Origin of the sequence: Corynebacterium sp. ED61 (assembly GCF_015233855.1) — a bacterium.
Lineage (GTDB): Bacteria > Actinomycetota > Actinomycetes > Mycobacteriales > Mycobacteriaceae > Corynebacterium > Corynebacterium dentalis.
This window is the reverse complement of the sequence record NZ_JADGIT010000009.1, coordinates 23,520-42,646: the sequence shown is the minus strand read 5'-3', so window position 1 is coordinate 42,646 and position 19,127 is coordinate 23,520. Positions and strand designations below refer to the sequence as shown.

The window sequence follows — 19,127 nt, the reverse complement described above, 5'->3', positions numbered from 1 at the left end:
GGCACCACGGATCAGAGACCCCAACACATGCAGCGTTCTTCCCATCCCTTACTCGCGGACACATCCTTCGGTTTTGTTGACCGCAACACGTCATCTCCGCAAATCTATAACCCGGTGCTCGTTGCCAATCGGGATGACAACCACATGCTCAAGGCCATTTTGCATGAGCTCAAACGATCGCGGTCGTTCACCTTTTCTGTAGCTTTCATAACCACCGGGGCACTTGGCCTTTTGAAGCAAGCATTGATTGACTTCCCCGGCGAGGGCACCATCATCACGTCCAATTATTTGGACTTCAATTCGCCTGAAGTGTTCTCGGAGTTGCTGGATCTTCCCAACGTCCAAGTGATTATTCACGAGGATTGCAACAGCCCTTTCCACACCAAGGCATACGTATTTGAGCAGGCAGGTTCGAGCACAGCAATAGTGGGGAGTTCCAACCTGACCCGCAATGCACTGTTGGTCAATAACGAATGGAATCTGCGCTTCTCAGCGATGCCGGACGGAGACATCGTTGATCAGATTCATTCGACGTTAGAAGATCAGAAGGCTCATGGTCATCCGCTCACTCAAGACTGGATCGATCAGTACGCTGCTCATCGTCGACCGACGATCACCCCGGATGATCTGACAACGGATGACGAAAAAGTCTTGCCCGTCGGTGAGATTGTGCCTAATGACATGCAAGTAGAGGCACTCGATGCCATTGAACGGGTATGGAAGTCCGAGGAAAAGCGAGCCGTGGTCATCTCCGCCACCGGTACGGGAAAGACCATTCTGGCCGCATTAGCCGTCAGACAAGCCGCGCCGAGGCGCTTTCTGTTCATTGTTCACCGAGAACAGATCCTCGATAAGGCTATAGCTGAGTTTCAGAGGGTACTGAACTTCAGCGACGCTGAGTGCGGAAAAATTGCGGGCCGGAATAAAGACTTTGACCCGAAGTACGTCTTTGCGACTATCCAATCTCTGTCACGGCCAGAGACTCTGAACCAACTGGACCCTCATGCCTTCGATTTCATCGTGATTGATGAAGTTCACAGGGCTGGTGCGATGGGGTATCAGAACATCATCAAGCACTTCAACCCTCAGAAATTACTGGGACTCACTGCTACTCCAGAACGCACCGACGGCTTCAACATCTTCGAGCTATTCGACCACAACGTTCCCTTCGAAATTCGCTTGCAAGAGGCCCTGGAGTCGAAAATGCTGGCCCCGTTCAACTATTACGGCGTCACGGATTACACCGATGATCGGGGACAATCCACCACGGATACCTCAGAACTCAGCAAGCTAGTCGAACCAGAGCGAATTCGGCATCTACTGAAGATGATCCGTCAGTACGGTCATAAGGGTGAGGTCCGTGGCCTGATGTTCTGCAGTTCGAAGCGGGAAGCTCACGAAATGAGCAACCTACTCAATCAGGAATCGGTCAATGGAAGGATTCTGCGCACCAAGGCCTTAACCGGTGATTCCTCCATGGATGAACGAGAGCAAACCGTTGGGCTATTGAAAGCTGGAGATATTGACTACATTCTGACGGTCGACATCTTTAACGAGGGAATCGATATTCCCTCCGTCAACCAAGTGGTAATGCTCCGCAACACGCAGTCCAGCATCATTTTTACTCAACAGCTGGGCCGCGGGCTGCGCAAGCACGCTGGCAAAGACCATCTTCGCGTGATCGACTTCATCGGCAATTATTCGAATAACTTCCTCATTCCGATCGCACTGTTTGGCGATAACTCTCGCAACAAACACAGCATAAAGAAGCGAGTTATCGAGGCTCAAAACAGCGGCGCAATCGCGGGCGTTTCTAGCGTGAACTTCGATTCCATCGCAAAGGAACGAATCTTTGCATCGCTTGACCAGGTGAAATTGGACAGTTTTGCGAACCTGAAGTCTGCTTTCCAGGAGTTGGAATTCCGACTGGGCACTACACCCAAGCGGATCGATTTCGCACGCTTCGACACCATCGATCCTGTTCTTCTTTGCACTTCTTCCAATCTGAAGGGCAAAGACAGGAACTACTGGGGATTCATTCAAAAACTAGGGAAAGTAAAAGTTCTGCCCACGGTTGATGAAGGCAATATGTTGCGCTTCCTCGACACGGAAATCCTCAACGGAATGCGCCCACATGAATTGATACTTGTCCGCGAATTGCTTAGAAAAAACATGCTTAGTAAGAAACAGTTCAAGGATATTCTCGAGCAAGAGGGATTGACCAATTCTGACTTTGTCATAAATTCCGTTCGTCAAGTCCTGACTCTCGACTTCTACACTGAGCCGGATCGCATCAAGTTTCATCCGATCCTCGACCCACAAAGTTCAGGACTGTCGCTCCATCCAGAATTTTCAAATGCCTATCGAACATCTTCGACCTTCACAGAGCATGTTGATGATGTGATTGAAACCGGTCTCTATCTCGCTCGGCACAAGTATGACTGGGCTTCTGACATGAAGGTCGGCAAAATTTACTCCCGTAAGGATGTCACACGCCTTCTCAACTGGAATAAGTCTGACATTCCGCAGAATATCGGCGGATACAAGCTCGACAAGGCAACGATGACTTGCCCAATTTTCGTCACTTATCACAAAGATGAGGCGATCTCAGAAACCACGAAATATGAGGATGCGTTTCTCGACCCGTCGCTCATGCGCTGGTTCACAAAATCAAAGCGAACCATGGGCAGCCCAACAGAGAGCAAGATCATCCATGGAGAAGCTGACCTCCACCTACTTGTGAAAAAGTCAGACAAGGACAACACGGCATTCTTTTATCTCGGGAAGGTTTCCCCTTCGTCTTCCCGCGATACCCAAATGCCTGGGAAAGATGCGAAGCCTGTAAATGTGGTTGAGATGAAGCTTCACCTCGAACAACCAGTCAGCGATGGTTTATTCGATTTCTTCGTCGGTGATCCGTCCATGTACCTCGAACACCGCAGAGCCGTGCCCGCTGAACCGCAAGCCTCACTCCACTCAACCAAGTAACATCGCGCCAGACGCCCGAACTCCAAGCAACCACAGAAAGGCCACCACCATGATCGTCACCACCACCAACACCGTCGAAGGCCACACCATCGATCAATACATCCGCATCGTCGCAGGTGAGACGGTTGTGGGCATCAACATGTTCAAGGACATCGGCGCCGGCATCCGCAACATCGTCGGCGGCCGCTCCGGCAACTACGAGGGCGAGATCATGCAGGCCCGCGAGATGGCCCTCGGCGAAATGGTCCAGCGTGCCATCGAGCTGGGCGCTCACGGAGTGGTCGGCGTGGACATCGATTACGAGTCCCTCGGCCAGGGCGGCATGATCATGGTCACCGCCTCCGGCACCGCGGTCACCCTCAAGTAGGCAACATCACACCTGGTCAAGCGGCTTGATCAGGATCGTCTCCACGTCCATGTGGCGTGGTCGCGAAGCCAACCAGCGCACCGTTTCCGCCATGTCCTCGGCGGTCAGGTTTAGGTTGTCTTTGTAGACCTTGTTTGCCTTTTCGACGTCACCCTTGAACCGATTCACTGAGAAATCCGTGGCCACTCGGCCCGGATCTAGCTGGCATACGCGCACTCCGTGTTCAGCGAATTCCATGCGCATCACGTCTGTCAGTGCCGTTTCGCCGAACTTCGCCGCGTTATAGCCTGCCCCGCCGCGGTAGGCCGCGCGGCCCGCCATGGACACCACATTGATGATCTGTGGGGCATCCGTGTCCTTGAGCTGGCCGAATAGCGCGCGGGTGACCTGCAAGGTGCCCATGACGTTGGACTCATACATCCACCGCCAGTCCGCCGGGTCAGCCTCGAGTACCGAGTCCAGTCCACGAGCGCCACCTGCATTGTTCATCAGAAGATCAATACCCCGCCCAGCGGTGACCTCTTCCAGGTTCTGGGCAAATTCATCGATGGATTGTTGATTGGTGACGTCGAGAACAAGGACGCTGGACTTCCCACCATCCGCTGCGATGCGCGCCTCCACCTCGCGCAACTTCTCCTCCCGGCGCGCGGCGAGCACAACGTGCCACCCGTCTGCAGCCAGAAACTCGGCGGTAGCAGCACCAATACCCGCGCTCGCGCCGGTGACAACGGCAAAACGGCCGTCCGTGGAAAGGGACTTGTACTTCTTCAGTGCGCTCATGCCACGCGATTCTACGTGCTCCGACCGGCCACGAGGCACTCCTTGCTCCCCATTCAGAGGGGTGTTTTGCACTTTGTAAAGCGAACCTGAGAATCGGCCTATATCGTTAGGTACCAATAAGTTTTTCAATTTTTATTTTCACGCGCGCCACACAGTGCCGTGAATCTGACCGTGACGTTTCCACTGGCTTGGTCGTCTCCCCTGCACATTCTGCCCTGATGGACATCCAATAAAGGAGAAGTAATGTCCGATAATCCATACGGTCCTACCTCGAATGGCAATGGCGATAACTCCGCCAATGGCAACGGTTCTCAGGGCAACGAGAACTCGCAGTCCGGCTTCGGCCAGCAGCATCCTGGCCAGCAGTCCTATGGGCAGGGCGATCAGGGTCAGCAGGGTTACGGGCAGGCAGGTTACGGCCAGCCTCAGCAACCACAGCCGGGCCAGGGCAGTTTCGGTCAGCCGGGTCAACAACAAGGTCAGCCACACTTCGGGCAGCCAGGCCAACAGGGTTTCGCTGGCGGCCCGCAAGGCTACCCAAATCAGCCGAACCAACCCGGACAACCGAACCAGCCCGGCCAGAACCCACAGTTCGGAGGCCCACAGAATCAGAACTTTGGCCAGCAGGGCCAGTACCACTACGGCCAGCCCGGTGGCGCCCAGCCGTATGGCGCGATGAACAACAATTCCGGCGGTAGCGGCAAGAGCGTGGGCCTGATCATCGGCGCCCTGATCCTGGTCATTGCCCTCATCGTGGGTGCGTACTTCCTGTTCGTTGGTAACGACGACAACACTGACCCCTCCGCTTCCGAATCCAGTTCCTCCTCTTCTGAATCCTCGGAGGAGTCAGGCAACTGGGAGGACAGCCTGACCTCCGATTCCAGCGCTAGTAGCTCCAGCGACAGCGGCTACGAGGGCTACGGATCAGCAGATGATTCCCTTCCCGCTAAGTTCAAGACCGATCTTCCAAAGGATGTTTCGGACTGGGTTTACGGATGTGAAGAGGTCAGCTTCACCCTGCAGTACGAAGATGATTCGTCCGCTGATCGCGATATGGACGGCTACAGCTGCAAGGGTGCGAAGAACCACGAGTGGGCTTTCCGCAGCATCGATTTCATCGACGATGCCGAGTACGCCGCAAACGTGGTGGAGCGGACGAAGTCTTCCGAGTACCAGCAGATCATCGAGGATGAACCGTCCAGCTTCGTGGCGATGGACGGCGATTACAACACCGATACGCTGATTATTTCCAACCCAGACAAGGGTGTAGTCCTGGAAGTGGAATACATGACCGAGGACACCATGAAGAAGGTCCTCAAGGAGTTGGGCTACTCCGTCAACTAAACGGATTGCTCGCCCAGGAGGTACGCAAGTGAACCACAATCCCCACGGATATCACCATCATGGTTCTACGCCCCCTGGGCAGGGTCAGCCTTTGCCACGACAGCCCGCCAACATCGATCCCCGGCAGAATCAATATGGCCTGCCACCAGGCGGTAACGCGCACAAGGCCAACATTCCCGCGCTGATCACGTTCATTGTTCTGGCGGTGATCGTGGTGATGATTTATGTGGGAGCTTTCGTTTTCTCCATCGTCGCCCACAGCGATGGCGATACCAGCCCTGGTAGCTCTGAAAGCAGTTCGGAATCTACGCAAGGCTTGGCGCCGAACAGCGACGATTCACCGCAGTTTCCCAGCGCGCAGCTACGCACCAACGCGGCGGATGACTCTCTGCCGGATTACTTCCGCAAGAATCTGCCAGTCAACCTCGATGGGTGGCTCGCGGAGTGCGAGGAATCTGGGTTCACGCTGGAACAGCCTGGCGACGATGAGGAATCAGGCGACTACCTGCGCGGTGTGAACTGCACGGGAGCGGCAGATTCCGCTTGGGCGTTAGAGTCCATCGATGTGCTGGATGACGCGAACTACACCAACAGTGTGGTCAGTGATGCCAAGGACAGCGCGCATCACAGCATCGTTTCGGATACTCCAGATAACTTCGCCGCGATGGTGGGCAACGAGTCAGGCATGCAGACGCTGATCATCGCCAATCCGAGCCAGGCAGTGAGTCTGCGGATCGAATATGTCCAAGGTGGCGAGTATCAGATGACCCAGATTTTCGACCAGCTGGGCTACAACTAACGCTTAGAGCGCAGCTTCGAATGCCTCTGGGTACGTCACCGTGCCGGAGGTCAGTTCATCCTCGGTAAGGTTAAGGATCTGCAGCTTGGCGGAATCACCGGCGGGGAACTCGAGGCCTTCGGCCTGGGTGAATCCGAAGCGGGAGAAGAAATCTTCGTAACCATAGGCCACAACTGCCTTGGCGCCGAGGCCGTGCAGTGCTCCCACAGCGTGGTTGACCAGCGCAGCGCCCTGGCCAGCATCCTGCAGATCAGGAAGAACTGCCACGGGGCCGATGGCGTAGACGTCAGAGATTTCCGTTTTGCCCTGATCGGTGGTGACGGTGACGGGCAGCACGGAGACGTGTCCCACTGGGCGACCTTCGTTGATGGACACGAAGCTAAAGGTCAGCTGACCTGCATCGCGGAGCTTTTCCACCATGAAGCTCTGGTGTCCGTCTCCACCGGGATTATCGGCGAAGGCCTGCATCACCAGAGCATTGATTACTCCTACTTCCGCCGGGCGCTCCGGGCGGATGTGGGTAATGCGGTTCGGATCATAAGACGAGGACTGGTTTTCAGTGTTGTCAGACATGTACCCGAGGTTACCCGCAAATGGCTACAGCTTCTCCAGTGCAGCTTCAACATCCTCCAACAGATCCTCAATATTTTCGATACCCACAGACAGACGCACCAAGTCACGAGGAACCTCCAGCTGGGAGCCGGCCACAGACTGGTGGGTCATCGTTGCGGGGTGCTCCAGCAGGGATTCCACGCCGCCCAAGGACTCGGCAAGGCAGAACAGTTCCGTGGACTGGCAGAACTTCAGCGCAGCTTCCTCGCTGCCCATCCGCACGGAGATCATTCCGCCGAAGCCCTTTCCGGTGCCCTGGCGTGCAGCGATCTCATGATCCGGGTGCGATTCAAGTCCTGGGTACAGCACCTCGGCAACTTCCTCGCGTGCTTCTAGGAACTCCGCGATGGTCTGCGCGTTCTGGCAATGCCGGTCCATGCGCACGCCCAGGGTCTTGACTCCACGTGCGTTCAGGTAGGCGTCGAAAGGAGAGGCGATGGGCCCCGCACCACCGAGGAGGAAATCGACCGCCTCATCCAACTCGGCGCTGTTGTGCACGACTGCCCCGCCGACCACGTCCGAATGGCCACCGATGTACTTGGTGGTCGAGTGCACCACCACGTCCGCGCCGAGCTCGAGAGGGCGTTGCAGGTAGGGGCTGCAGAATGTGTTGTCCACGATGAGCGTGGCGTCGGATCCCTTGATCTTGCGCGCCACCTCGGCCACATCCGTGATGGCCAGCAGCGGATTGGTGGGGGTCTCCAACCAGACGACCTTGGTGTTGTCCCGCAGTGCGTCTGCCACCTGCTGCGGCTTAGTGGTGTCTACCACGCTGAACTCGATACCCCATTGGGTAAAGACGGAATCGATGAGGCGATAGGTGCCACCGTAGGCATCGTGGCCCATGATCAGGTGATCGCCGGGGCGCAGGATCGCGCGCAAGATAATGTCCGTGGCGGCCATGCCGGAGGCGAAGACCTTGCCAAACTCCGCGCCCTCCAGCGCCGCGATAGTCTTGGCCAGGCTGGCGACGGTGGGGTTGGCCACGCGGCCGTATTCGAAACCTCCGCGCAAGACATTGGGGGCGTTCTGCGCAAACGTGGTGGAGGCGTAGATGGGAACGTTGATGGATCCCATGGCCTGGTCTGGCTCATAGCCCGCGTGAATTGCTGCGGTATCGAAGCCCGAGTTGTTCGCCTGAGCGTTGTCCGTTGCCATGGCGGCTCCTTTGGTGCGTATCGGAGTGCAACTCGAGCGATGGTGCGCGTCGAGTGCAAGGTTGAAAGGTATCGTGCCCCAGAATAGACCAAGCTGTCCACTTTTAGGACATTTTGCCCAACGCACCCTCTACCCACCACTTCCCCGCTCGCATAGTGCGGGAACTATAGTTCGATCTATGTTGTTGGTCGCGTGCGGAATCCTCGTCGGTTGCCTTCTCCCCATCCAAACTGCGGCGAACACCAGGCTGAAGTTGAGCGTCGGCGCCCCAATTTCCGCCATCTTTTACTCGTTTTCCATCGGGTTTACCCTGCTCACGGTCGCTTCTTTGGTGGCGACGGGCGCGGTGCTTCCCGGGATCATCGACCTGCATGGCGGCACCAGTCCGGACTACGGCTCAGCGCCATGGTGGATCTGGTTGGGCGGCGTGGCGGGCGTGGCCATGCTCCTGGGAAATATCCTGCTCTTCCCGCGCCTTGGCGCGCTGCAGACGGTGGTGTTGCCGATCGCCGGGCAGATTATATCTGGCCTGATCATCGACCACTTTGGCCTGTTCCATGCTCCGCAATCTTCCCTCACCGCGCCGCGCATTCTGGGTGCTGTACTGGTGATTCTGGGCGTGCTCATCGCCGTGGGTGTAGTTCGTCCACGCCGCGCCGCTTCTTCATCTTCTATTTCGACGCCAAACTCACCCGAATCACACGCCATGCGCGGCCCGCAGGTGTGGCTGTGGAGACTCCTCGGCGTGTGCGTCGGCGGCTTCGTTGCAGCACAGGCGACGATCAATTCCCACCTCGGCCAGCTTCTAAACTCACCCGTGCGTGCCGCGACGGTCAGCTTCGCGGTGGGCGTGGCAGTGCTTGCCGTGCTGGTGATTTTTGGCAGACAACCGCTGAAGGTCAAGCGCCTTCCGGCTTCACATGAAAAGGATGCGCAAAGCGAAAAGAACCCGCCGTGGATGTGGATTGGCGGTTTCATCGGCGCGATTTTTGTCACCACCCAGGCGATTATGGTGGCTCAAATCGGCACCGGAATGACGGTCATCGCCACACTGTTGGGCATGATGGTGGGCTCCCTGCTGGTGGATCGCTTTGGGCTGATGGGAGCGCCGCGCGTGCCGGTGACCAAGGCGAAAATCGCCGGACTGCTGGTGATGCTGGTGGGCGTGGCGCTGGTTCGGCTGGTGGGTTAGCCCATGATCGACTTCAGACAGCCAGCCGATATCGTCGCCCCACAGCTTCTCGGGGCGGTACTCCGCCACGGACCCGTGGCCGTGCAACTCACTGAGGTGGAGGCCTACCTGGGGGAGGCGGATCCGGCATCGCACGCATACAAAGGTCTCACCCCACGGTGCGCAACCATGTTCGGCCCACCCAGCCACCTATACGTGTATGCCAGCTACGGCATCCACCGAGCGGGCAACCTCGTGTGCAGTCCAGACGGCACCGCAGGCGGAGTGCTGCTGCGCGGCGCACGGGTGCTCGCAGGGATGGACGTGGTGCGCGAGCGAAGGGGCACAAAGCCTGTTGACGAAGCACTCGCGCGCGGACCAGGGAATCTCGGCAGTGCGATGGGGTTTGACCTGAACCTCAATGGGCTTGAGGTGGGGCAGGTGGAGGAGCCTTTTGATCTTGATCAGCCCGTTTCGGACAATGCCCTCTATCTCCACGAGGGTGTCAGCGTGCCCGAGTTTCGAGTGGGTCCACGCATTGGCATCACCAAAAATGCGGACGCGCCACTGCGGTTCTGGATCCCCGGGGATAAGACGGTGACAACTCCGCGGCGATAGACCAGCCTTGGCGCACGAAGATTTTTCGCGCGGCGCCGGATGCGTGTACGTGAACAAGCTCGAGGACATTGATATGAACGTCCTCGAGGAGCTGGTCCGCCATTCCTGGGAGTCAAACCACAAAGCTGCTAGCAGCGCCCTAACTCCCGATCCATGACATCGTGCTCAGCGGGCGTGATCCACAGCTGGTACTCCGCCTTCACCTGGATTTGAATGCTCACGTACTGGCACCGAAACGCCTTGTTCGCCGGTAGCCAGGTGGCCGCATCTCCCGCACCCTTTTGCTGGTTTGCTGGACCATCCACCGCCAGGAGGTTCAGCGGATCGTTGGCGAACTGCTCGCGACGCTCCGCCGAGAGCTGCTGGGCGCCCTTTTGCCACGCATCAGCCATGGCCACCACGTGATCAATCTGCACCATCGCAGAGGTGTCCTGCCCGCGCAGGAAGTTGATCGTAGTGCCGGTGTACGGATCCTCCAGCACACCGCTGAGCACCTTGCATCCCTTCGGCGCATCAACGTTGTGCAGGTCCCGCTGCAGCACGTCATTGCGCTGGTCACAGCCGTTTCTATCGATGTCTTTCCACCGCTGTCCAAACTGGTCGCGAGAGTAGCCCGTCTTCGGCGCCCTCCCCTTAACCTCCAAGGTGGCCAGGAGGTTGCGCATCGCGGTGGCGTGATCGCCCTGATTCCCGACGCCTAACTCGCCCTCATCCAGCTCCTCTTCCACCGGGGCGGGGGAAGGTTCTGGGGTATCCACTGAGCTAGGCGAGGGAGAAGCATTCGGATCCTCTAGGCCGCCCTCCTGCTGGGGCTCGGAATTGGGCAGGGTGGTGATGGAGCTTGGCATCGAATATCTAAGCTCATCAAGCACGGCCGAGCAACCAGACACGAGGACACAACTCACCGCGACCAGCCCGGCAAGCACACCTGCCCGCACCCAGCGGAGACGATCAATCACAACACGAGAAAACTGCATACCTTATTTCTATCGGCGCCTGAGACAAACTAGGCGCTGGTGGTGGGACTAATCGAACGCCCGCTGTGCGCGCCGTCTCGCGGACCAGCCTGGGACGGTGTCTTGAGCGCAGTGAAGAACAACGCGAAGAACAACAGCACGCCAGTGATGCCCTGCGCATTAGCCAGGAAGTACTCCGGGAACACTAATCCTTGCAGGTCAACGGCCTCGTAGTAATCGTCACCGTAGATCGTGTACCACCCGAAGAAGTGCGCCACGATGGATAGCACCAGCGCGCCAAACACCCACTTGTTCAACGGGCGGAAAAGCAGCACGAACATCAACACCACGCCAGCCCAGTGGTGCGTCACCGCCAATGGCGAAGCCACCACGATGCCCAGCACCACCAGCAGCAATGAATCCACCGGGCGACCAGCCTTTTCCAACTTCCAAGCACCAATGATGCTCAGCACCGCGAATACCAGGAACCCGGGCCCCATGATGGTGTGCGCCAGATCCTCATTCATGCCACCGCGGGAAAGCAACCCGGTCAGCGCCTGATTGCGGACATACGGTGGCGCACCGCCACGATCCGGATTGAAGAACTCAACCGTCCAGAAGTACCAAGAATCCTGAGTGCGAACTGCAAAGCCTATCACCGCCGTGACCAGGAAGAAACCAGCCGAACGCGCCAGCGACCACCAGTCCTTACGCACCAGGAAAATCAACGCGTACGCGGCAGGGGTGATCTTGATACCCGCAGCGATACCGATGCCCAGCCCATGTACCTTGCGCGGCATAAAGCCCAGGACGTCCGCGGTCACCAACAGCACCAGGAAAATGTTGATCTGGCCGTACATCACGTGGGAGGTGATCGGCTCCAAGCTAATGGCGCAACCAGTCAAAGCCAGCGCCCACATCCACCACGTGCCACGAGTCAGAATCGATGCCTTTTCCTGCACAGATGCCGGTGCATCCACCCCACGCCCCAGACCTGCGCGGTAGGTAGCCATCGCAATCACGCCGAACACCGCGGCAAACGTGCCCAGCGTCCACAGCCACTCCATCAGACCCTCGGTCAACCACGCCAGCGGAGCGAACAGCAACGCAGCAAACGGCGGGTAGATGAAACGGAAGCCACTGCGGGTGGGGAAGTCATCGGAATACAGCGGATTGCCATCCAGCAAAGCCCGCCCAGCGTCGCGGAATACGCCCACATCCAGCAAGAATGAGTGCTGGGTGTGATCGAAGCCCTGGTACATATTGACGGCCAGGGAAATAAGGCCAACGATCCAAACCACGGGCGCCAACCGCTGAACCAACAGTGGCAGGCGCGGGGACATTTGTGGATCGTTCAGAACGCGCGCGTCCGCCGCAGAGTCATGCTGCAGAGTATGAGACATGCGTCCTGATTCTAGTCCAGCTGTGCTGCCAACCAATCAGAGACAATCGGCCACAGCGCGCTATTTGCCGAACGGTAGAAGCCCATGTGCCCCACCGGGCCGTTTTCCGTGGACTTTCCGCAGGGCACGTCCACCTTTTCCACCTGCGCTTGTGTGGCCTGGTCCGTCAGCACGTCCACGGCGGCGCGATTGGCCCAGAGATCATCGGTGAAGACAAGCGAGAGCAGCGGACCCGTGGCTTGGTGGAAGCGCTGGGTGAGGTCAAGGGTGTCGTCGTCAAAGAAATAGCCACGCTTTCGCGACCACCCGGACCACTGATGCATGACGCCGGCGGGGATGGATCTACCTATGCCGAGCTTTTCCACGGGCACGTAACCCAGGAAGCGGTAGGTCAGCGGCGTGACCACGTTGAACACCGCGCCGATCCGCAGGCGCTCTGCAAACGTACTGATCAGACGGGTGATGCCCGCGTGTGCAGCGACCATCACCATCGCGTCCACGTGGGTATCGCGCTGGGTGGCGATCATGCCGTGCGCGCCCACCGAGTGGCCCACGGCAAGGATCTTCCGATCTGGGTAGCGCTCCTGCAGCCAGCGTGTGGCCGAGGGGACGTCGTGAAGAATCCAATCGGACATCTTCATGTCCTTGTTCTTCGCATCGCCAGGTTGCTCACTGAGCCCGGAACCACGCAGATCGTAGATGAGCGTGGGCCAACCGCGGACGATGAGGTGCTCAGCGAACTTGCGGTAGAGGTGCTGGTTAACACCCGTTGCTGGGTGGAGAACCACGGCCGCGCGCGTATCTTCAGAGTCTGTCTCTGGGAGGAGCAACTGGCCTACCAGTTGGTGGCCGTCGTCCGTGGTGATGGTTACCGTGTCCATGGGCGCAAGGTTACATTTTTATATCCGACGCCACCGCCAAAAAGGTAGACTCGTGCAAATGAAGTTGCTTCAAAATCCCCGCGCTGCACTGCGCGACGCACAGAAGTCGATCGCCCGATTGCCAACCACCATCACCGCATGGGCCATGCAATCGCCGGACCGCCTACGCCACACTATGAACGCTTGGCCTCCGCTGGCTGGTTCCGGCGTGCGCATCATGGACATTAGCCAGGACTGGCGCGCCGCCCGCGTGGAGCTGAAATTAGCGCCGTGGAATGCGAATATGCACGGCGCTGCCTTCGGTGGAACCCTGTATGCGATGACCGATTTCCTCTTCGGCACCATCATCGCTCGCGTGTTGGGCAAGGACTTTGAGGTGTGGACCCGCACGGGCACGTTCCAGTACTTGGCCCCTGGTCGCAACGGCGCATATATGGACGTGGAGTTCACCCGCGAGCTAGAAAAGTGGGTCCGAGATACCGTTGCCGAGGACGGTTATTGCAACGTGCCTTATACCTGCGTGATTAAGAACCGCGATGGATCCGTGGTAGGCATCGGGCAGCAGTCTTTGCACGCGCGCCCTCGTGGTGGCGGCAAGCGTGTCGACGCCCCGCAACAGGCAAAGCACGCCAATGGCCTGGTCCTGGAATCCCTGGCCACCACGCTGGTGTGGCACGTGTTCAAGGACCGGCCGGATGTTTTGACGGTGCTGATGTCTGAACAGCGCCGGATCCCTGATCCGCGGGATCAGATGCGCTTTGTGTGCCAGCAGGTGCTGGAGAAGTCCGATAGGACGCGGGAGGATCTACTAGCGCTGGATATTCCGGAGGAGTACCTGGGCTAGTTGGAAACATGGCAAAAGCCCTTCACCTCAGCAATCAGGATCTGAGGTGAAGGGCTTTAGTGCTAAACGATGCCGCTTAGTAGCGGCCTCCACGCACGTCAGCAGCCTCGATGCGCTGCCGGGAAGCGTAGGCCGTCATCGCCGTGGCGATGATCCCGGTGAGAGTAATGAGCGTGCGCCAGTCGCCGTCGAGCAATCCGCCGAGGAGCACCCACACGATCGCGGCCACCACGGCCAGCGCAATCACCGCGAGGCCATAGAGGTGCTCATTGCCGGTGCCCACCACGGGGATGTACAGCAGACCAGCGAGAACACCGACGATGCCAGCGATGACACCAGTGACAATCGCCGTGCCCACGCCGCCGGAGCTCACTCCGGTGAACTGGCTCAGCACAAGATCCACCACGAACACAGCCGCGAAGGTCACTGCTGCCGCGAGCACACCGAGGACGATCAGGTTGACGATGACCTTGGTGGCATCGAAACGGCCTGCGATGAGGCCAGACTTCTGCTTCTTGCCCCAGTCCGGATCACCTTGCTGCTGATAAGCAGCTTGCTGTGGCGGAGCCTGTTGATGTCCCTGTGCGTGATTGTCTTGGGGATAACCGCCGTAGCCGTCCTGCGGGTAGCCGCGCTGGTCTGAGTACCCGTCCTGAGATGGCCGGAACTGTCGCGTTTGGTCATCGTTGTAGTTGTGTGGGTTGCTCATGAGAGTTTCCTTTCGTGTGCGATTTTCTCGCGCTTTACGTACCGATGCTACAGATTAGCCAAGCATGGTTGGAGAAAGTTGTGGTAATCCCATGAGCCCCACTGGCCACAAACTGCAGGCAGAAAGCCTGTCATTCGTGGCAATAGCGGGCGGATTTACCCGAGTGGGCCGCCGCAGTTAGGCCATGCACCTGGGCCCTGCTGTGCCAGAACTCGCTCGGCAACGGCAATTTGCTGTTCCTTGGTTGCCTGGTCAGCGGATGGCGCATACTGCTGGCCGCCAAAGCCGTCCCACGTCTGCTGGGAGAACTGCAAACCGCCGTAGTAGCCGTTGCCCGTGTTGATGGACCAGTCTCCACCGGACTCACAAGCGGCCACCTGATCCCACTGCGCGACCGTCGCCGCGCCTGCCTGTGGGGCTGCGGCCAAAGCGAGTCCAGCTGCGATGCCAGATCCTACGAAAAGGTTACGTACTGTCTTTGCGGTCTTGTTCTGCATGAGTGTTGTGCACTCCTTCGAATAATTTCGCATTGAACGTGCGGGGCACTGCCGGGAAGATCCTCGGCGACCCATGGCGAGCCAAACTACGGGAGCTCCCCCGCGCCCTGTCAAGCCAATTTGCGCTTCAGAACCCTCATTTGGCTGGCCTTTTCGGCCTTTCCGACGTTCGTTTCCCCAGCGCACGACGGTTACAACTTGATACAATCGTTATATTCTTAAAATTCTTAGAAAGGGAGCTTGCGGCCATGGAAAACACTCCGGAAATGCGCATCGGCGACCCTGAGCGCTCCCGCGCCATCGATCTACTCTCAGAGCGCTTTGCTAGTGGCTATTTAAACGTCCAGGAGTTTGAAGATCGGACAGGCCAAGCTGCCCAGGCCATGTACAAATCTGAACTTGATGCGCTGATCGCAGACTTGCCTGCCGCAACAGCGCCAGAATCACAGTCGGCCCAGGACGTTTCTCCCCTCGAGGCCGAGCATGAGCTCCAAGAGGTTCGCCGCAAGGGGAAGCTGGTCAACACGATTGACGCTGCCCTGTGGGGTATCGCGATCATCATCATGTTCGTGGGCATCTTCACGGAAATCACTGATAAATGGTGGATCGTGTTCCCAGTCGCCGCCATTGGTTCATGGGTCGCTCGCGAAATCATCGGCCTCGACGATTCAGAAGAAGAAATCTACGAAGAGCTGGAGGAAAAGCACAAGGCAGAGCGCCAGAAGCGCATCCAGCAGGCCTACGAACGCAAGAGGGAACTCGGCCAGTAGCGCGCCATCGCTGCTCAGTTGCTCTTGCCGGTCTTCTCTGACTGTTCTCACCAACTCTTCCCCATCACCCCCGTATTGGAATCTGTATTCAATACGGGGGTTCATTGCACTATTCTCCCTTTCTAATTGAACATTGATGTCACTAAGGGAGATAACCTCATGACCTTGACCTCGCGCCCATCGCGCACCCCAATCCGCCTCATAGCAGCACTCGCGGCCACCGGTCTGACCCTGACCGCCTGCTCCACGGACCCCAACAACAGCAATTCCGCAGGTGAAAGCAACACCGGAAGCGCAGAAGTGGCGTCGGAACAAAAAACACAAACCCCACCATCCGAAGCCGCAGGACCCACCCCGCGCCTAGTCACCACCTACGACGGCGGCCTGCTGACCCTCGACGCCAAAACCCTCGAAGTCCTCGATGACACGAAACTCGACGGCTTCAACCGCCTCAACCCCTTGGGCGATGGCCGCAGTCTGCTTGACTCCACGAAGGAAGGATTTCGTGTTTTCGACGCCGGCTCCTGGACCGAACCACATGGCGACCACACCCACAGCTACACCACCGAACCGCTGCTGACAGACACCGTCTATTCCGCGACCAAGCCAGGTCACGTGGTGAATGAAGGCAAGCGCACGCTCATTTTCGGTGACGGTGACGGATCTATCCAGGAGTTGGACGCCCCCCCTCGCGTCACGCTGACCGATACGAAGACGTCGACCATGCGCGTGGTGGACGTGAAGGCCTCCTACAGCTTCCGGTCATTAGGCCGCGGGCCAGAAGGTGAAGCGCTGGTGCTGGGCACCGACGGTACGCTGCGCAAACTGGACCCAACTTCCGGCGAGATCACCGGCGAATACCCCGTGGTCGAGGAGTGGAAAGAATCCGAGACCTGGCAAGATCCCCTCCCGACCCTCTTCGTCCAAGACAAGTACGCCTACGTGACAGAACCCGCGACGAACAAGATCCACAAGGTGGATATCGCCACGGGCAAGGTGGTGAAGACAGTGGAGCTGCCGGAAACGCCGAATGAGCTCAACGGGGTGAAGGGCTAACTACTTCTTACGGGTATCGCCTGGCCACTGCGTGGTGGGGGCATTGGGATCTACCTTGTGAGCAGCATTGTTGGCGATGCCGTGGCCATCGGAGTTCCCGGTCTGAGGACGCTCAAACGCGGTGGTCTTAGCATCGCTGTAATCCTCTTGGGCAAAGTTGCGATCCGTCGCGGCGCCGAAGCTGCCGGCGTTTTTGCCATGCGCCACGTGATTGTTGCCCATGGCTCCGTTGCCAGCTCCCGCTGCCGCGCCCGTTCCGGCGACCGCACCGTTGCCAGCTCCTGCATACGCAGAATTCCCCGTACCGGACGCCGGATCGACATAACCGTGAGCCTCGGCATTCTTCTTTGCCAGCTTGGACTCCTTGCGTCGACGAAAAGGGGTCGCCAACAGGTAATCCAACGAGATACGGCCAGCGCCCGCGCCTGCCAACGCCAGACCCGCAGCGCCGATCACGGCAACCAGTTCCCAGCCACCGTCGGCCACGAAGATGCCGCCATCGCGGTGAGCGAACCACGCCGCCGCAGCCATCTCCACGAACAGAATCGGGCCGACCAGCCGCACCAGCAGACCGATGATCAGCAGTGCGCCGCCCGCGATCTCAAAGTAGGCCGCGAACTGCGCAGCCAGCTCCGGGCTGGGCACACCCATCTTGTCGAAGTTCTGGCCGGTGCCCTCCACGGTCCAGTCATTGTATTTTTGCCAACCATGCGCAATAAGCACCACGCCGAGAATGACGCGCGCAACCAACAGTGAAATATCCCTAAGTGCAGTCATGCCGCCAGACTACCGGCGATCCACCGCGCGCGAATTTTGCACGCTCCGGCATCACGCGAAAAGCCGCTCCCACTTGTCCAACCCCACCCGCTGCACCAGGTCGCGGTACATCATCGTCTGCCGCAGCCCGGAGAGCAGCCGCGGCGACTTCACCATGCCATCCCACCCCGCCGACCATGTCATTTTCGACGCCATACTCCACACGCTCACAGCTTCCCCCTTTTCATTCTGCGAGAGAATGTTCTGCACTTCGCGAGCGCGCCGCAGCACGTGCTGGGCAGTTTCCTCGATGCGGGCGGGGAGATCCGTGAAGCAGTAGCCGTGGCCGGACAGGACGCGATAATCGTCGAATTCGCTGATGCGCACAAGAGAGTCCAAGTACTGCTCAATAGGATTGCCCGGCGCGGGTGCCACAGACAGGCCAATTCCGGGGAAGATCGTGGGGATGATCTGATCACCGGCGATGAGGATTTTCTGCGCGCGGTCGATCAAGCACATGTGGCCGTCGGTGTGCCCGGGCGTGATGACGACCTCCCAAGGCAGGTCGCTGAGCTCTGGGATGTCGAGCTGATCCAGGCGGTCGCCGTCTTCGAGCAAGACATCGGGGCGCTGCTTAGGGAAGAACCAGCGGTCACGGGTGGTGGAAGTGTTGGCGTCTTTAGCACCTTTGGTCTCCTTGGCGCCGGAGAGTTTGTCCAGGTCAAGGGCGCCTGCGGGCGCGCCGATGTTTTCTTCCGTCAGCGCGAATCTGTCTGGGTTGGCGAGGTGATCGCCGCGCGCCTGCTCAATGGATGTCCATTCGCGGGAGCTCATCACGAGCTTGGCGTTCGCGAGCTGCGCTAGCGGACCGGCGGCACCCAAGTGATCGGGGTGCGCATGGGTGGCGATGACTGCCTTGACGTCTTGAATACTGCGCCCGTGTTGAATGAGGAAATCGTTGAGGGGCTGGGCGATGCTGGCGCGAAAATCATCACGATCAGGCCATCCGGGATCGACCACCGTGACGCCGTGGTCGGTGATGAAGACCATCGAGTACACGTACTGAGGACCTTCGCCGCCGGGCATCGGCACTGCTCGGACCCACAATTCGCGGTTCTTGTGGGTGTGCCGGTTAGGCTCCTCGGATTCGGCGAACCCATCGAACTGATCGAGGGGGATGCGGACAGGTTCAGGCAGGCGCTCGCCGAGCGCGGCCTGATATTGATCCGGAAACAGCGGTGTACACACAGTTGTCCACTGTAGCGATGACCTGCGGCGGTTCACTGTGGGCGGCGGCATGGAGGTCGGTGGGTCGGTTCGCCTCATGATTTGGCGGGTCGGTTCGCGCTGCCACCCTGCACAGTTCGTGGCTCGACTGGTCGGTTCACTCGACCAGATTCACAATTCTTCCCCAACTG

The 19,127-nt window shown here is 58.6% G+C and carries 19 protein-coding genes; 9 read left to right on the top strand and 10 right to left on the bottom strand.

Annotated features, from left to right (window positions below):
• Window positions 1–27: 27 nt before the first annotated feature.
• Window positions 28–2,988: a DUF3427 domain-containing protein gene (locus IM764_RS09345; RefSeq protein WP_194187640.1), complete on the top strand. Its 2,961-nt coding sequence runs from the start codon at window positions 28–30 to the stop codon at window positions 2,986–2,988.
• Between the two features lie 49 nt (window positions 2,989–3,037).
• On the top strand, window positions 3,038–3,355 hold the full coding sequence (locus IM764_RS09340; protein ID WP_099299292.1) for a YbjQ family protein: 318 nt from the start codon (window positions 3,038–3,040) through the stop codon (window positions 3,353–3,355).
• A 6-nt stretch (window positions 3,356–3,361) separates the two neighbouring features.
• Here IM764_RS09340 and IM764_RS09335 read toward each other — a convergent pair whose 3' ends face one another.
• Window positions 3,362–4,135: an SDR family oxidoreductase gene (locus tag IM764_RS09335; protein ID WP_194187639.1), complete on the bottom strand. Its 774-nt coding sequence runs from the start codon at window positions 4,133–4,135 to the stop codon at window positions 3,362–3,364.
• Between the two features lie 243 nt (window positions 4,136–4,378).
• Between IM764_RS09335 and IM764_RS09330 the strand changes: the two genes are divergently transcribed.
• Both IM764_RS09330 and IM764_RS09325 read left to right on the top strand, forming a co-directional pair.
• Entirely contained in the window at window positions 4,379–5,479 is a 1,101-nt protein-coding gene (locus tag IM764_RS09330) for a hypothetical protein (RefSeq protein WP_194187638.1), read from the top strand.
• Between the two features lie 91 nt (window positions 5,480–5,570).
• A complete protein-coding gene (locus IM764_RS09325) occupies window positions 5,571–6,278 on the top strand; it encodes a hypothetical protein (RefSeq protein ID WP_194187637.1) in 708 nt (235 codons plus the stop codon).
• 3 nt (window positions 6,279–6,281) lie between these two features.
• On the opposite strand, the gene IM764_RS09320 is transcribed toward IM764_RS09325, so the two are convergent.
• Both IM764_RS09320 and IM764_RS09315 read right to left on the bottom strand, forming a co-directional pair.
• Complete coding sequence (locus IM764_RS09320) at window positions 6,282–6,851, bottom strand: GNAT family N-acetyltransferase (RefSeq protein WP_194187636.1); 570 nt, start codon at window positions 6,849–6,851, stop codon at window positions 6,282–6,284.
• A 24-nt stretch (window positions 6,852–6,875) separates the two neighbouring features.
• Entirely contained in the window at window positions 6,876–8,048 is a 1,173-nt protein-coding gene (locus IM764_RS09315; RefSeq protein WP_194187635.1) for a cystathionine gamma-synthase, read from the bottom strand.
• A 178-nt stretch (window positions 8,049–8,226) separates the two neighbouring features.
• Here IM764_RS09315 and IM764_RS09310 point away from each other — a divergent pair, with 178 nt between their 5' ends.
• The gene (locus IM764_RS09310) at window positions 8,227–9,240 is read left to right on the top strand and encodes a DMT family transporter (RefSeq protein WP_194187634.1); all 1,014 of its coding nucleotides are present in this window, start codon (window positions 8,227–8,229) and stop codon (window positions 9,238–9,240) included.
• Window positions 9,241–9,243: 3 nt separating this feature from the next.
• Window positions 9,244–9,837 (top strand): DNA-3-methyladenine glycosylase, encoded by a 594-nt coding sequence (locus IM764_RS09305; protein ID WP_194187633.1) that lies wholly within the window; start codon window positions 9,244–9,246, stop codon window positions 9,835–9,837.
• A gap of 128 nt (window positions 9,838–9,965) precedes the next feature.
• Here IM764_RS09305 and IM764_RS09300 read toward each other — a convergent pair whose 3' ends face one another.
• Genes IM764_RS09300 through IM764_RS09290 form a run of 3 tightly spaced genes read right to left on the bottom strand, consistent with a single transcriptional unit; the run spans window position 9,966 to window position 13,077 of the window.
• Window positions 9,966–10,814, bottom strand: coding sequence for an HNH endonuclease family protein (locus tag IM764_RS09300; protein ID WP_228073714.1), 849 nt, complete (start codon window positions 10,812–10,814; stop codon window positions 9,966–9,968).
• A gap of 29 nt (window positions 10,815–10,843) precedes the next feature.
• Entirely contained in the window at window positions 10,844–12,196 is a 1,353-nt protein-coding gene (locus IM764_RS09295; RefSeq protein ID WP_099299283.1) for a glycosyltransferase 87 family protein, read from the bottom strand.
• 11 nt (window positions 12,197–12,207) lie between these two features.
• Window positions 12,208–13,077, bottom strand: coding sequence for an alpha/beta fold hydrolase (locus IM764_RS09290; protein ID WP_099299282.1), 870 nt, complete (start codon window positions 13,075–13,077; stop codon window positions 12,208–12,210).
• A gap of 145 nt (window positions 13,078–13,222) precedes the next feature.
• Between IM764_RS09290 and IM764_RS09285 the strand changes: the two genes are divergently transcribed.
• The gene (locus tag IM764_RS09285) at window positions 13,223–13,921 is read left to right on the top strand and encodes a DUF4442 domain-containing protein (RefSeq protein ID WP_194187661.1); all 699 of its coding nucleotides are present in this window, start codon (window positions 13,223–13,225) and stop codon (window positions 13,919–13,921) included.
• A 76-nt stretch (window positions 13,922–13,997) separates the two neighbouring features.
• On the opposite strand, the gene IM764_RS09280 is transcribed toward IM764_RS09285, so the two are convergent.
• Both IM764_RS09280 and IM764_RS09275 read right to left on the bottom strand, forming a co-directional pair.
• On the bottom strand, window positions 13,998–14,630 hold the full coding sequence (locus IM764_RS09280; protein ID WP_194187632.1) for a hypothetical protein: 633 nt from the start codon (window positions 14,628–14,630) through the stop codon (window positions 13,998–14,000).
• 155 nt (window positions 14,631–14,785) lie between these two features.
• A complete protein-coding gene (locus IM764_RS09275) occupies window positions 14,786–15,127 on the bottom strand; it encodes a transglycosylase family protein (protein ID WP_194187631.1) in 342 nt (113 codons plus the stop codon).
• Window positions 15,128–15,375: 248 nt separating this feature from the next.
• Between IM764_RS09275 and IM764_RS09270 the strand changes: the two genes are divergently transcribed.
• On the top strand, window positions 15,376–15,897 hold the full coding sequence (locus IM764_RS09270; protein WP_099299278.1) for a DUF1707 domain-containing protein: 522 nt from the start codon (window positions 15,376–15,378) through the stop codon (window positions 15,895–15,897).
• 159 nt (window positions 15,898–16,056) lie between these two features.
• Window positions 16,057–16,953: a hypothetical protein gene (locus IM764_RS09265; protein ID WP_194187630.1), complete on the top strand. Its 897-nt coding sequence runs from the start codon at window positions 16,057–16,059 to the stop codon at window positions 16,951–16,953.
• Here IM764_RS09265 and IM764_RS10395 read toward each other — a convergent pair whose 3' ends face one another.
• Together IM764_RS10395 and IM764_RS09255 are read right to left on the bottom strand one after the other, a co-directional pair.
• Window positions 16,954–17,730 carry a DoxX family protein gene (locus IM764_RS10395; protein ID WP_228073711.1) on the bottom strand — a complete coding sequence of 259 codons (777 nt, stop codon included), beginning with the start codon at window positions 17,728–17,730 and terminating at the stop codon, window positions 16,954–16,956.
• 51 nt (window positions 17,731–17,781) lie between these two features.
• Window positions 17,782–18,957, bottom strand: a complete 1,176-nt coding sequence (locus tag IM764_RS09255; RefSeq protein ID WP_194187629.1) for an MBL fold metallo-hydrolase — start codon at window positions 18,955–18,957, stop codon at window positions 17,782–17,784.
• Between the last annotated feature and the right edge of the window lie 170 nt (window positions 18,958–19,127).